The organism is Streptomyces sp. NBC_00086, assembly GCF_026343255.1.
In the GTDB taxonomy this organism is placed as follows: Bacteria; Actinomycetota; Actinomycetes; order Streptomycetales; family Streptomycetaceae; genus Streptomyces.
Genome location: NZ_JAPELZ010000001.1, coordinates 765,427 through 778,570, shown reverse-complemented (window position 1 = coordinate 778,570; position 13,144 = coordinate 765,427). Strand labels below are relative to the sequence as shown.

Sequence of the window (13,144 nt, the reverse complement as noted above, 5' to 3'; positions counted from 1 at the left end):
TGGTTGCTGCCGCCCGAGCAGGAGTAGAGCTGGATCAGGGTGCCGGTGCCGGTGCCGGCGGCGTCCGGACACTTGTCGCCGTAGACAGGTTCAAGTCGGCGGGCTTGCGGCTGATGGCGAGGGGCTGGGCCGGCTCGCCGGGCTCGAGGTTCTCCGCTCCGACGATCCTGCTCTCTACGACCTTGCCGGTGGCATCCGTGAAGTCCACTTGGACGGCGTACGACGCCGTCTTGTCCGTACGGTTGGTGATGCTGACGATGAGCGCCAGAGGCCTCGAAGGCGGAAGCGGCGGCAGACGCGGACGAGGCCGCAGCCGACGCCGACGCGAGTGCGGAGGCCGCGGCCGAACTCATCGGGGCAGGTGGCATGCCGGAGAAGGAAGCCGTGTCAGGCGGGGTCGGCCGGGGGCTGAACGTCCTGGTCGACTGATCTCCCGCACTCGTACTGCACGATGCCAGCACGGCCACCCCCGAAACCATGGTGACCAGCGTCAGCGCGAAAGCCGTCACACCCCGCCCAGCCGGTGAGTGCTTCCCGGACCCGGTCACAGGGCTTCCTTCCACGCTGACGGGTCGATGTCGGCATCGCCTCATGTTCGATGCCGTCCTCGCCTGCCGCGACCGGGGTCGAGCGACCGGGTTGGCGCTGCCGCCAGGCACTGCGCCGCAAGGTCCGGGCCTCGTTCGACCCGGCTGCACGCCTCCGCGCCTGCAAAGCCTGACCGCAAGGGGGCATAGCGCACCTACGGCTGAGAGCCCGCGAGCTGCTCGGCCAGTTCGCTCTCCTCAGCGGCGTCGAGCGAAGTCTTCAAAACCGTGCCACCGTGCTGCCGCATGGCCTCGGAGAACCTCTCCTCCGACACGATCAGGCCCATGATCGCCACGGCCGCCGACCCAGGATTGAGGAGATCTTGAACGCGTCGGCGGAATTCCTCATCGACACCCGACTTTCCGAGCTTCCCCAGCAGTCCGCCGACCGCCGCGCCGGCAACGAACCCGACCCCGGGCAGAAGGAACAGCACGCCGAAGACGATGCCCCACACCGCCCCGGCCGCGGCCGACGGACCGATGAGACGGCTCGGCGTGTCCACGTGGGTCTCGCCCTGCGCATCCACCGACACCACCGCCAGCCCGCTCACGCTGACGACGTGATCCCGGTGAAGCTCCTGCACGGTGGCGTAGGCCAGCCGAGCCGTCTCGGGATCGTCGTATCCGATCACCATCAGCTCCGACATGAACGCCTCCCGGTGTGGTGTGGCGACAGGGCCTGAACGCACGCTATGCCTCCGTGGGGGCTTCAGCATCCCGTCACCGCCGCGTGCGCCGGGCGACGAGCTCAGCCCCGGCTCTCCGGCACTCGGAAATGCGGGAACACGGGGAGACGTCGTGGTCCGGAATGCCGATGGATGGCCGCCGTGACACGCTGAAACAGGGGATCACGCCGATCCCGGCACACGAGGTCGGCCGGCTCTGCTACCCATGGAGACCGAAATGGCCAGTGACGCCAGCAGACCCCGAGCAGGCAACTCGCACCCGAGTCCCTGGCACGCGCCCGTATCCGGCACCACTGTCATGGCAGCAGCCTTGATGATCTTCGGTGGAGCGATGGCGATCTTCGAAGGGATCGCGGCCATCACCAAGGACACCGTGTTCCTTGCGACGCGGCACTACATCTTCGAGTTCAGCCTGGCGGGCTGGGGCTGGATCCACCTCATCCTGGGCATCGTCCTCGTCTTCGCCGGCTGCGCCGTCATCAGCGGAGCCCTGTGGGCGCGCTTCTTCGGTGTCTCCATCGCCGGGCTGGGTGCGATCGCCAACTTCCTGTGGCTGCCGTACTACCCCCTGTGGGCCCTGGTGCTCATCGCCATCAACATCCTCGTCATCTGGGCGCTGTGCACGGGTATGCACCGAGAGGCGGACGAGGGCCTGACTGCCTGACCCGGCCGTACGCGACGACCAGCCCCCCGCACCCCACCGCCGGGCGGCCCGGCGGATTCGACGGGCCGCGCGGCGACGGTGCCCGGCCCGTCAGAAGGAGACGGCGTCGCGGATGAGGGGGCAGGTCATGCAGTGTCCGCCACCGCGCCCGCGCCCGAGTTCGGCACCGACGATGGTGATGACCTCGACACCGGCCTTGCGCAGCAGCGTGTTCGTTTGCGTGTTGCGGTCGTACGTGAAGACCACGCCGGGCTCCAGGGCGACCGCGTTGTTGCCGCTGTCCCACTGCTGGCGCTCGGAGGCGTACGCGTCCCCGCCGGTCTCGATGACCGTCAGCCGGGGCAGCCCGAGGCCCTTGGCCACGACGTCGACGAACGGGCTCGATCCCTCGTCCGTGATCTCGACGCCCACGGGCTTGTCGCTCGGGCGCAGGGAGAAGGTGTGCACCGCGTCCATGATCTTGGGATAGAGGGTGACGATGTCGCGGTCGGCGAACGTGAAGACGGTGTCGAGGTGCATGGCGGCCCGCAGCTTGGGCATGCCCGCGACGATGACGTGCTGGGCGGCGCCGTTCTTGAACAGGGAGGCGGCGACTTGGGTGATGGCCTGGCGGGAGGTGCGTTCGCTCATGCCCATCAGTACGACGCCGTTGCCGACCGGCATGATGTCGCCGCCCTCGAACGTGGCCTGTCCCCAGTTCTGTTCGGGGTCGCCCCACCATACGGTGGAGGCCTTGAAGTCGGGGTGGAAGGTGTAGATCGCCTTCATCAGGAGGGTTTCGTCGTGCCGGGCAGGCCAGTACAGCGGGTTGAGCGTGACGCCGCCGTAGAGCCAGCAGGTGGTGTCGCGGGTGTAGAGGGTGTTGGGAAGGGGCGGCATCAGGTACTCCCGCGCACCGGTCGCCTCGCGAGCGAGCGCCACGTAGCCGGACCGGAAGTCGTCCGGCAGGTCGGCGGTCGACAACCCGCCGATCAGGAAGTCGGCCAGCTCACGCGGGGCGAGGGTCTCCAAGAAGGCCCTGGTGCCGTCGAGGAGGCCGAGGCCGACCTCGTTGGCGGTGATCTTCCGGTCGAGGAGCCAGGACCTGGCCTCGGCCATGGCCATGGTCTCGGCGAGCAGGTCGTGCAGCTCGACGACCTCGACTCCGCGCTGGGTGAGCTTGTTGACGAAGTCCGCGTGATCGCGCTGGGCGTTCTCCACCCACATGACGTCGTCGAAAAGCAGGTCGTCCGCATTGGTGGGGGTCAAGCGGCGGTGCGCGAGCCCGGGTGCGCAGACCAGGACCTTGCGGAGCCTGCCGACCTCGGAGTGGACGCCGAAGGCGGGCCGGGGGGTGCTGTCGGTGCTCAACGCGTTGCGCCTTTCGTTGGATGAACCGGGGTCGGGCAACCCGATCGGGGATCAGGCGACCTGATCGGGGATCAGGCGACCCGATCGGGGATCGGGGGGTCAGGTACGGATCACAGCTCGATCCAGCCCACGGCCAGAGCGAGCACTCCCACGAGAGCGCCGGCGATGGAGACGGCACAGATGACGGCCTCGCCGGGGGAGAACGGGCGCCGGTTCTGCTCCCGCCGCGCCTTGACGAACAGGAACGTCGCCGGGGCGTAGAGGATGAAGGAGACCAGGACCAGCTTGAGTCCGGCGGCGAAGAGCAGGAACGCCGTGTACAGCGTGGCGACCACCGCGATCACCAGCTCTCCGCGCGTGCTCCGCCCGACGGTCTCCTCGCGGCCCGGCCCGGAGGCGACCTTCACGGCGAAGGCCGCGGCGAGCAGGAAGGGGATCAGGCTCAGCGCGCTGGTGAGGTCGAGCGCGAAGTTGAACGCGTCCTCGGAGAACATCGTGACGACCAGGACGACCTGGCTCAGGGACGTGGTCATCAACAGCGCGGGAACCGGTACGTCCTCAGAGGTGGCCCGCCCCAGGAAACGAGGCATGTCCTTGTCCTTCGCGGCGACGAAGAGCACCTCCGCGGCCATGAGCGTCCAGGCCAGATAGGCGCCGAGGACGGAGACGATCAGGCCGACGCTGACGAAGACCTTCCCCCAGGTGCCGACCGCGTGCTCCAGGACACCGGCCATGGAGGGCTGGCGCAGCTCGGCGATCTCGGCCATCGGCATGATCCCGTAGGACACGATGGTGACGGAGGCGAAGACGGCGAAGACGCTGAGGAATCCCAGGACGGTGGCGCGCCCGACGTCCTCGCGCCGCTTGGCGTGCCGGGAGTAGACGCTCGCCCCCTCGACACCGAGGAAGACGAAGACGGTGGCCAGCATCGTCCCGCGGACCTGGTTGAACAGTGAACCGGCGTAGTCGGCGCCGCCCCAGTTGGCCGCGAAGACGTCGGTGTCGAGGCAGAACAGTGCGAGGACGACGAAGACGAGGATGGGCACGACCTTCGCCACGGTCACGATCTTGTTGATCGCGGCCGCCTCTTTGACCCCGCGGCGGATCAGCAGGAAGAAGGCCCACAAGCCGACCGAGGAGAGGATGACGGCGAGGAGGGTGTCCCCGTCGCCGAGCGCGGGCCAGATGGCGCCGATCGTCGACATGATGAGCACCCAGTAGGTGACGTTGCCGACGCACGCGCTCGCCCAGTAGCCGAAGGCGGAGAAGAACCCGAGGTACTCCCCGAACCCGGCCTTGGCGTAGGCGTACACGCCCGCGTCGAGGTCGGGTCTGCGGACCGCGAGGGTCTGGAACACGAACGCGAGCATCAGCATGCCCGTACCGGCGATCGCCCAGGCGATCAGGGCGCCCGCAACCCCCGTCTCCTGGGCGAAGCGGCGCGGTAGGGAGAACACCCCGGCGCCGACCATCGAGCCGACCACCATCGCGGTCAGTGTCAGCAGCGTCAACTTGACGGCCGGCCGGCCTGCGGTGGTCGCCGCCGCGTCGTTGGTCTCGGCGTTGCTCATGGCTTCCTTCGTCTCTACGACTCTCGGTGGTGGGGGCTGCCGGCTACGGGCCGACGGAGGCCCCGGACCCGGACCCGCCCTCGGAGCCGGTCACGGACCCGGCCTCGGGCGGTGCGACTTTCTCGATCTTGAACCCGGTGATGCCGTAGAGGACGCTCAGGGCCGGGCTGGCGTAGTTGAAGATCGCGAACGGGGCGTAGGTCAAAGTGGGGACGCCGAGCACCGCTCCCATGAACGCGCCGCAGGAGTTCCACGGGACGAGCGCGGAGGTGACCGTGCCGCTGTCGGCGCAGAGACGCGACAGGTTCGTCGGCGCGAGCCCGCGCTTCTCGAACTCCAGACGGAACACCCGCGAGGGCAGAACGAGGGCGATGTACTGGTCACCGGCGACGACGTTCAGGCCGAAGGCGCAGGCGAACACGGTGAGGAACAGCCGGCCGGTGCTCTTCGCCGAGCGGATCAGTGGGTCCACGAGCCGGGCGATGAGGCCGAACTCCTCCAGCACGGCACCGAAGGTGACCGCGCCGATGATCAGCCAGAGGGTGAGGAGCATGCTGTCCATGCCGCCGCGTGAGAGCAGTTGGTCGATCAGCGGGATGCCGGACCGGATGGAGAACCCGTTCGCCATGGCGAGCCAGATGCCCTTCAGCGACTCAAGGACGACGTTCCCGGACCCGGCGACGAAGTCCCGCATCACGGAGGGCTGCAGGAACGCGCCGAGCACGCCCGCGAAGACGGCCGAGCCGATGAGGGCGAGCGAAGCCGGCACCTTCTTGATCGACAGGAAGGCCAGGAGGACGAGCGGCAGGAGGTTCAAGGGAGTGATGTGGTAGATGTCGCCGAGGCGGGCGAGCTCGATGTCCTCTCCCACCGGGTTGACCACGTCGGCACTCTTGACCAGGCCGATCACCAGGAAGACCGCGAAGGCGATGACGAACGCGGGCAACGACGTCCACGCCTGGCGTTTGATGTGCTCGTGGACGTCGACCTTCACCATCTGGGCGGTCAGAACCGTCGTCTCCGACAGCGGGGAGAGTTTGTCTCCGAGGTACGCGCCCGAGATCACCGCGCCGGCTGTGATCGCTGTGGACACGCCGAGCATGTCCGCGACTCCGACCAACCCCACGCCGATCGTGCCCGCGGTCGTCCAGGAACTCCCGATGCTCAGGGCGATGGCGCCGCAGATGACGGCCGTGGCCGCGTAGTACCAACTCGGTGAGAGCGCCTGGATGCCGTAGTAGACCAAGGTCGGGATCGTCCCGGAAAGGTTCCACACCCCGATCAGGGCGCCCACCGCCAAGAGGATGAACACCGCGCTGGTGATCGAGGAAAGGGCGCGCTGGCCCGCCTGCTGCACCGCGCTCCACGGATGGCCGTTCTTCATCGCCACCAGCGCCGCGGCCATCGCACACAGCACCAGGGCCACCTGGATCGGCCCGTCCAGTGCGTCGAGCCCGAACAGGGCCAGCGACCCGGCGACCAGTACGGCCAGCACCACCAGGGGCACGATCGAGTCGAGCAGGGACGGCTCGCGCACCGGAGGGCCCGGTGGTTCGCCTTCTTCCTCGTCCCGCATCCCAGCCCCGTTCACGCATGGGCCGCGACGCCGTAGCCCTCCGAGATGTGGAATATAGCCTCATATCGGTGGATATCTCGTAGCTGAGTGAGTGTCGCGACCTGACGGCGTCCGTGCCGAGGAGCGCACCTGGCCGAGGCGATCACTTCTTCTCCCGGCGGACCGTCGGCGCTGACGGTCTCGTACGCGAGGCCGGGCAGGGTCTGCGTTTCGATCAGGTCCAGGATGTCAGCGGGACCCCGGCCACGCGCGTGATCTGCCCGTGTCGGGTCAGCAGGGTCCGCTGTCGGTCCAGACGCCGTCCTGGCCGGATGCGGACGGGTCCTCGCCGCGGGTCCACCGGCCCACACCTTCGACCGGATCGAAAGGCTCTCACCGGGCGAGGTCGTCGACCTCGAGATCGACCTGCTCCCGGTCGGGCTCGTCTTCCAACCGGGTGAGCAGCTCCGCCTCGTCGTCAGCGGCCGCTCGCTCCTGGGCACGATGATGCCGGGAAACAGCGAGTACACCCCCGCCAACAGCGGACGACACGTCGTCCACACGGGTGGCGACCGTGCCTCCTACCTGCAGCTCCCCGTCAAGACGACGTGACTCGGCAGCGCCCGGCGCAGGGCCGGGCGCCGCAGCAGTCGTGCTTCAGGCGCGGGCTTCCGCCGCGGCGACGATCCAGTTCCGGAACTCGACGGCGTAGTGCCGCAGGTGGTGGTCCAGGACTTCGTCGGGGCAGGCGACGGGGAAGTACACAGACAGGTTCGAGATGAAACCGTCGGCGGTGTCGCCGAACTGGATGAGGGCGCGTCCGACGACGGTGCCGTCGGTCAGGAAGAGGTTCGAGGACATCTTGCGGGGATATTCGGCCTCCGGGAGGAGCTCGGTCGCGTCCTTGGCCCAGTCCAGTGCGTCGGTGCCCCAGCCGCCCATGTAGAAGGAGGCGATGTGGGGGCCGATGTTCTCGACCACGCGTGCGCCGGTCTCGTCGGTGCCCATCGCGTAGTGCTCGGGGTGTGCGGCGAGGAGCGGCTGCTCGTCGCCGGTGAAGGCCTTGTCCATCCAGGCCAGGAATTCGCCCGAGGTGAGGCCCTGTGTCGCGAGCACGGTGGTGCCCGCCTTGAACTCGCCGTGGGAGGCGAGGGCGCTCTCGCGCAGGAAGGCGTTGCCCTCCTCGATGTCCGCGGCCAGCAGGTCGAGGAGCCCCTCGCGTCCCAGCAGCGTACGGAAGCGGTCCACGGCCCGGCGGGCGTAGAAGAGCTCGAAGTCGTCGATGCTCCCGCCACCGGCGGGCCCCGACTCGAGGGAGACGGTCACGGGCTGAGAAGTCTGGTTGTCGGTCATGGCGGAACCTCCGTATGATGTGAATGTGAATGTGAATTCATGTTCGCGTTACGAGGTTACCCACGGGAGTGCACCCCTTGTCAAGACGACCCGCTGAGACCGCCGCGGATACCATGCGGGGCATGACTGATGAGCCGGGCCGCCCAGCGCCCTACCGGGAGCCCCGGCAGGCGCGCAGCGCCGCGACACTGGCCCGCGTACTGCAGGCGGCCGAGGAGATCGCCTCCTCGTCCGGGCTGGAGGAGATGACGATGACCGGCGTCGCGGAACGCGCCGGCGTCGCCGTCGGCACGATCTACCGCCGCTTCGAAGACAAAGAACAGCTGATCAACGCACTCGTCGAGCGGATGCTGGAACGCCGCGAGCAGTACGTGGCGGAGCGACTGCGCGAGGCCGACCCGTCACTCTCCGGCGTCATGGACGCCTACGCGCACGCCCTGCTGCAGTCCTTCGCCGACAGCAGCAACCTCTTCCCGGAACTCCTGCGCGTACGGGGACCCAGGTCCCTGGACCGCGGCGCGCACACCATCACCGAGATCCACCGCCTCCTGATCGAGGCGGCGACCCCCTACGCCGGCGAGATCCGGCGAGCCGACCCGAAAGCGGCGCTGGACACCGTCGCACGCTCCATCCTCGGCGCCTGCTTCCACAACACCCTGCGCCCCGACAGCGCCACGGGCGAGGCGGCCCAGCGACGTTACGCGGATGAGCTGGGCGACATGGCGATCGCCTACCTGCTCAGTCCCGACCGCCGGACCGCCGCTCACGCCTGAGTGGGTCGTGCCCCCTGGAGGGGGAGCTGCAGGTACGACGCGTGCTCCCCGCCGGTGTGGATGATGTGCCTGCCGCGGTTGTGCGGGACATAGTCGCGCGTCGCGGGCATGATCGTCCCGAGTGCGTTGTGTCCGCTGATGACCAGCCTGAGCTGCTCGCCGGGAAGGAATCGGAGGCCGATCGGCAGCAGGTCGATCTCGACGTCGACGATCTGGCCGGGGCTCAGCTTCTCCACCCGGTCGAAGCTGTGGGCGGGAACGGCCTCCGTCGACAGGCTCTCGTCCAGGTGGCGGGCGGACACCCGCAGGCGTCCGCTCGATCCCTTGTAGCGCAGCACCGACGCGCCGTGCTCGGTGACGTCCTGCATCAGCGCCCCGTGGTTCGGAACGGTGAACTGCTGCAAGGGTGTGCCGTGGCGGTCCAGCTTCTGGACGAGGACGAACAGGTCCATGTCGTCGGAGCCCTCCGCCTCGACCCATAGCCGGGCCTTCGGGTAGCCGACCATCGTCGTCTCTTCCGTGAAGCGGACGGCGAAGGAGACCAGGCCCGCGCGCGGGACTCGGACGCGTAGCCGGCCTGCGCCGCCACCGAGGACGGGTCGCTGGTCAGCGCACGAGTGCGCCCGTCCCGAAGCGCCTCAGCCGCATGTCGATCGCTGCGGCCGGCGAACGTTGCCGACGGCACCGGGCCAGGTCTACGCGTCCTGAGGTGCCACCACGGTGAAGAGCGCTCCCTCGGGGTCGGAGAGAACCATCCACCGGCTCGTGGTGGACGTCTGTACGGGAGAGGCGGCCCTGCCGCCGAGGCCGGTGGCGGCATCGATCGCGGTTTCGAGGTCGGGCACGTGGAAATGGAGGTGCCAGCGGGGGCGCACCTCGGGGTCCGGGGCTTCTTCGAGTGCGCCGCCGCTGATGCGGGCCACGGTGTCGTGGCCGTGGCGCAGCACGACGTGATCGTGTTCGTAGGAGACCGTGCAGCTGCCGGGTCGCTCACTGTCCCAGTCCAGCACCTCTCCGTAGAAGATGGCGGCGGCGAACGCGTCCCGGGTCCGCAGTTCCAGCCAGGCCGGGGCGCTTCCGCGGCCCATCGACCAGTCGGGGACGGCCTCGCCGTGCCAGAAGCCGAAGACGGCCCCTGCGGGGTCCGCTGCCAAGGCGGCTCGTCCGGTGCCGAAGGGCAGAGGGCCGACCGCCATGGTCGCGCCGCGTTCACGGATCCGTGCGGCCGTCGCGTCGGCGTCCTCGACGGCGAAGTACGGCGTCCAGACCACGGGCAGGCTGAGACCCTCGGTGAGTGCGCCGATGCCCGCGACGGGGGCCCCGTCGCGGAAGGCGATGACGACTCCGTCGCCGAGATGGGTGGGACGGAATTCCCAGCCGAGCACGGCACCGTAGAACCTCTGGGCGGAAGGGAGGTCCCGGGCCAGGAGGCTGACCCAGCAGGGGGTACCGGGGATCTCATGGCTCGACGTCGACACAGTTGCCGGCCTCATCTGCTGCTCACGTGGGACGGGACCCTTCCCACAGTAGACCGGCCGACGGCGCCGGGAAGGCTCCACGGCGTCCCGGCCGTGTCGACGGCGGCCGGCGGATCGTCCGAGGGCGGCGACGGACCTCGCAGGGCCGAGATGGTCGCGGTGGGGGGTTTCCAGGGCGCGATAGCGGCAAGGCGCCCTTCATGGTGCGAATCGGATACACGATGATGACCGAGCAGGCCGGCCCCCGCGAGCTGGTGTCCCATGTGGTGAGGGCGGAGAACGCCGGATTCGACTTCTCCGTCATCTCGGACCACTCCTTCCCCTGGCTGGAGTCCCAGGGGCATGCGCCCTACGCCTGGAGCGTCCTGGGAGCGGCCGCGCAGGCGACCTCCCGGATCCCGCTCATGACGTACGTGACCTGCCCGACCTTCCGCTACCACCCGGCGGTCGTCGCCCAGAAGGCCGCGACCATGCAGATCCTGTCCCAGGGCAGGTTCCGGCTAGGGCTGGGCTCGGGCGAGAACCTGAACGAGCACATCGTCGGCGCCGGCTGGCCCGCCGCCCACGTGCGTCTGGAGATGCTCGAAGAAGCCGTGGGGATCATCCGCTCCCTCTTCGCCGGCGGGTACGTGAGCCACCACGGCGCGCACTTCGACGTCGAGAACGCCAGACTCTGGGACCTCCCGGACGATCCGCCCCCGATCGGGATCGCGGTGTCCGGGGACCGCTCCTGTGAGATCGCGGGACGGTACGGCGACCTGCTCATCGCCACCGAGCCGAAGCAGGAGCTGCTGACCGCGTTCGGCGCGTACGGCGGCTCCGGCAAGCCGCGGATCGGGCAGGTTCCCGTCTGCTACGACCCGGACCGCGATGCGGCGGTGGCCCGCGCCCACGAACAGTTCCGCTGGTCGCCCGCCGGCTGGAAGGTCAACGCCGAGCTCCCCGGCCCCGCCGCCTTCCAGCAGGCCGCGCAGCACGCGCGGCCCGACGACGTGGCCGCGGCGATCGCGTGCGGCGACGACGTGGACGCCTTCGTCGAGGCGGTCCGCCCGTACGCGGAGGCGGGCTTCACCGAGGTCGCCCTCATCCAGATAGGCGGCGACCACCAGACGCCGTTCCTGGAGTGGGCAGAGACGAAACTGCTGCCCGCCCTGCGAGACCTGTGAGGATGCGATCGTCATGGACCGCGCTGCTCTCTTCGATGTCGACGGCACCCTGACCGACACCAATCACCTGCACATCACCTCCTGGTGGGAAGCCCTGCGCCAGGCCGGGCACCACGTGCCCATGCACGCCGTTCACCGGGCGATCGGCCTGCCCGGCGAAGACCTCCTCGACCACCTCCTGGGCGAGGACCGGGACCACTCCGGCGACGCCCGGCTGAGCGCCGCCCACGACACCCTGTACGCCACGTACTTCGACCGGCTCACCGCCTTCGACTCGTCCGCGGACGTGCTCCGCGCCCTGTCGGAGGACGGCTGGAAGGTGGTGCTCGTCACCTCCGCCAAGGACCGGGAACTCGACGCCCTGCGCAAAGCCATCGGCGCGGACGACGCCATCACCGACACCGCGACCTCCGACGACGTCGACCGGGGCAAGCCCGCACCCGACCCCGTCCGGCACGCCCTCGAACTGGTGGGTGTGTCGCCCGACCGCGCCGTGTTCATCGGTGACTCCGTCTGGGACATGAAGGCGGCCGACCGGGCCGGGGTAGCCGCCGTCGGCCTGCTGTGCGGTGGAATCCCCGGTGACGACCTCGTGGAGGCCGGTGCGGTTGCCGTCTACCGCGACCCGGCTGATCTCCTGGCCGGCCTCGGTGACAGCCCGCTCTCCCGGGTACCTGCCCTGAAACCTCTCGACGCCGTGAGCGGCATGATCGCCGGGATGCCCAGGGTCCCGCAACGTCATGCCGTCACGGCGTCTGACGGGGGGCGGACGGGGCAGGCGGTGGGCATGAACGAATCCCTTGCGAACGTGTCCAGCAGCTACTACGTCACCGTCCGAGGAGAGCGCTTCACCTGCGGTGGAGTGACGGGTCTGGGTCCCCAGGGTGACCTTGGCCTGCCCGGGCAGGTGCTCACGCTCACCCTCGACGACTGCGTCCTCACCGACGCGCCCGGGGCGCAGGAATGGGCCCTGTCCACCGAGGCTCCCGCCGAGCCGTGCAACGTCAAGATCGAGGAGATGAGGGCGGGTTCGGGCGACCCGCTCACCACGTGGTACCTCACGGACGCCCGGCCGGACTCGATCACCGACCACAGCACGACGGCGACCAGCCACGAAACGCGGATCGGCCGACTCACCATGCACGCCGCGAAGATCTCTCCGGACATGCCGTAGCGATCCTTTCCGGAGGCCCTTCGCCGAGCCAGGCCGACCGAGGCCTCCTCGGGCGCCCTCCTCCCGGTCTACCTGCGCCAGCGCGGGTCACCCGAATCCGAGCCGGTGGGCGCCGCCCATGCGGTCACGGGAGTCGAAGGCTGACCGGCCCGTGGCTGACCGGGAGTGCACGCGGGGCACAGACCGCGGAACGTGACTTCGGCCCCGGACACGGTGAAGCCGAACCGCTGCTCCGCCGGAAGTCCGGCCAGGGGATCGCCGGTCGGGTGGACGTCGCGGATGATGCCGCAGCCGGAGCACACGAGGTGCTGGTGCGGACGGTGCGCGTTGGGGTCGTAACGCTTCGCGCGGCCGTGGGCGCAGACCTCCATCACCTCACCGAGCGCGACCAGTTCGCCCAGGGTGTTGTAGACGGTGGCCCGGGCGATCTCGGGGAGGCGCCGTGCCGCGCGGGCGTGCACCTCGTCGGCCGTGAGGTGCACGTGCTCGCCGTCGAGGGCTTCTGCTACGACGCGCCGCTGGGACGTCATGCGCCAGCCGCGCCCTCTCAGCCGCTCCAGCAGGTCGCTCATTTCGGTTCGCCTCTCCAATTGCACGTCGGGACGGTCGTCAATTCCGCTTCCGATTCTCATATCAGCGGGGGAGATCGTGATGATCGGAAAATGTCACCCTTGGATTTCGAGTGCTTGTTACGTAGCGGTGCTCTGCGTGTTCTCGTAGCAGTGCGGTCTGCGGTGCGCGACCATACGGACGCCGATACGCGCTCGATTATCGACCTCGTCCCTGA

The 13,144-nt window shown here is 69.1% G+C and carries 11 protein-coding genes and 4 pseudogenes; 6 read left to right on the top strand and 9 right to left on the bottom strand.

Features of this window, described 5'->3' with window-relative positions; translation table 11 throughout:
• Positions 1–34 precede the first annotated feature (34 nt).
• Positions 35–479 (bottom strand): annotated as a pseudogene (locus OG276_RS03580) (hypothetical protein).
• Positions 480–742: 263 nt separating this feature from the next.
• Positions 743–1,234, bottom strand: coding sequence for a DUF1269 domain-containing protein (locus OG276_RS03575; protein ID WP_266902619.1), 492 nt, complete (start codon positions 1,232–1,234; stop codon positions 743–745).
• Positions 1,235–1,571: 337 nt separating this feature from the next.
• Between OG276_RS03575 and OG276_RS03570 the strand changes: the two genes are divergently transcribed.
• Entirely contained in the window at positions 1,572–1,937 is a 366-nt protein-coding gene (locus OG276_RS03570; RefSeq protein WP_266902617.1) for a hypothetical protein, read from the top strand.
• Between the two features lie 90 nt (positions 1,938–2,027).
• On the opposite strand, the gene OG276_RS03565 is transcribed toward OG276_RS03570, so the two are convergent.
• The 3 genes from OG276_RS03565 to nhaC all read right to left on the bottom strand — a co-directional run bounded on the left by OG276_RS03565 (position 2,028) and on the right by nhaC (position 6,434).
• On the bottom strand, positions 2,028–3,287 hold the full coding sequence (locus OG276_RS03565; protein ID WP_266902615.1) for an arginine deiminase: 1,260 nt from the start codon (positions 3,285–3,287) through the stop codon (positions 2,028–2,030).
• Between the two features lie 110 nt (positions 3,288–3,397).
• A complete protein-coding gene (locus tag OG276_RS03560; protein WP_266902613.1) occupies positions 3,398–4,858 on the bottom strand; it encodes a basic amino acid/polyamine antiporter in 1,461 nt (486 codons plus the stop codon).
• A 43-nt stretch (positions 4,859–4,901) separates the two neighbouring features.
• Positions 4,902–6,434, bottom strand: a complete 1,533-nt coding sequence (gene nhaC / locus OG276_RS03555) for a Na+/H+ antiporter NhaC (protein ID WP_266902611.1) — start codon at positions 6,432–6,434, stop codon at positions 4,902–4,904.
• Between the two features lie 303 nt (positions 6,435–6,737).
• Between nhaC and OG276_RS40940 the strand changes: the two genes are divergently transcribed.
• On the top strand, positions 6,738–7,025 hold the full coding sequence (locus OG276_RS40940) for a CocE/NonD family hydrolase C-terminal non-catalytic domain-containing protein (protein ID WP_353963465.1): 288 nt from the start codon (positions 6,738–6,740) through the stop codon (positions 7,023–7,025).
• Between the two features lie 45 nt (positions 7,026–7,070).
• On the opposite strand, the gene OG276_RS03545 is transcribed toward OG276_RS40940, so the two are convergent.
• Positions 7,071–7,766 (bottom strand): hypothetical protein, encoded by a 696-nt coding sequence (locus OG276_RS03545; protein ID WP_266902607.1) that lies wholly within the window; start codon positions 7,764–7,766, stop codon positions 7,071–7,073.
• A gap of 122 nt (positions 7,767–7,888) precedes the next feature.
• Here OG276_RS03545 and OG276_RS03540 point away from each other — a divergent pair, with 122 nt between their 5' ends.
• Positions 7,889–8,539 (top strand): TetR/AcrR family transcriptional regulator, encoded by a 651-nt coding sequence (locus OG276_RS03540; RefSeq protein WP_266902605.1) that lies wholly within the window; start codon positions 7,889–7,891, stop codon positions 8,537–8,539.
• On the opposite strand, the gene OG276_RS03535 is transcribed toward OG276_RS03540, so the two are convergent.
• Both OG276_RS03535 and OG276_RS03530 read right to left on the bottom strand, forming a co-directional pair.
• Entirely contained in the window at positions 8,530–9,084 is a 555-nt protein-coding gene (locus tag OG276_RS03535) for a CocE/NonD family hydrolase C-terminal non-catalytic domain-containing protein (RefSeq protein ID WP_266912505.1), read from the bottom strand. The genes OG276_RS03540 and OG276_RS03535 overlap by 10 nt on opposite strands.
• 150 nt (positions 9,085–9,234) lie before the next feature.
• The gene (locus OG276_RS03530; protein ID WP_266912503.1) at positions 9,235–9,966 is read right to left on the bottom strand and encodes a VOC family protein; all 732 of its coding nucleotides are present in this window, start codon (positions 9,964–9,966) and stop codon (positions 9,235–9,237) included.
• A gap of 251 nt (positions 9,967–10,217) precedes the next feature.
• Here OG276_RS03530 and OG276_RS03525 point away from each other — a divergent pair, with 251 nt between their 5' ends.
• The 3 genes and pseudogenes from OG276_RS03525 to OG276_RS40765 form a co-directional block, all read left to right on the top strand.
• The gene (locus tag OG276_RS03525; protein WP_266902603.1) at positions 10,218–11,183 is read left to right on the top strand and encodes an LLM class F420-dependent oxidoreductase; all 966 of its coding nucleotides are present in this window, start codon (positions 10,218–10,220) and stop codon (positions 11,181–11,183) included.
• A gap of 13 nt (positions 11,184–11,196) precedes the next feature.
• Positions 11,197–11,850: pseudogene (locus tag OG276_RS03520) on the top strand (HAD family hydrolase); the annotation flags it as partial.
• A 552-nt stretch (positions 11,851–12,402) separates the two neighbouring features.
• A pseudogene (locus tag OG276_RS40765) lies at positions 12,403–12,501 on the top strand (DUF6766 family protein); the annotation flags it as partial.
• Positions 12,502–12,524: 23 nt separating this feature from the next.
• On the opposite strand, the pseudogene OG276_RS03515 reads toward OG276_RS40765, so the two are convergent.
• Positions 12,525–12,929, bottom strand: a pseudogene (locus OG276_RS03515) (Fur family transcriptional regulator); the annotation flags it as partial.
• Between the last annotated feature and the right edge of the window lie 215 nt (positions 12,930–13,144).

Bases quoted from the DNA above. Each gene is read 5' to 3' on its own strand.
- OG276_RS03575 (WP_266902619.1), bottom strand. From the start codon at position 1,234: ATGTCGGAGCTGATGGTGATCGGATACGACGATCCCGAGACGGCTCGG.
- OG276_RS03545 (WP_266902607.1), bottom strand. From the start codon at position 7,766: ATGACCGACAACCAGACTTCTCAGCCCGTGACCGTCTCCCTCGAGTCG.
- nhaC (WP_266902611.1), bottom strand. From the start codon at position 6,434: ATGCGGGACGAGGAAGAAGGCGAACCACCGGGCCCTCCGGTGCGCGAG.
- OG276_RS03570 (WP_266902617.1), top strand. From the start codon at position 1,572: ATGGCAGCAGCCTTGATGATCTTCGGTGGAGCGATGGCGATCTTCGAA.
- OG276_RS03540 (WP_266902605.1), top strand. From the start codon at position 7,889: ATGACTGATGAGCCGGGCCGCCCAGCGCCCTACCGGGAGCCCCGGCAG.
- OG276_RS03560 (WP_266902613.1), bottom strand. From the start codon at position 4,858: ATGAGCAACGCCGAGACCAACGACGCGGCGGCGACCACCGCAGGCCGG.
- OG276_RS03525 (WP_266902603.1), top strand. From the start codon at position 10,218: ATGGTGCGAATCGGATACACGATGATGACCGAGCAGGCCGGCCCCCGC.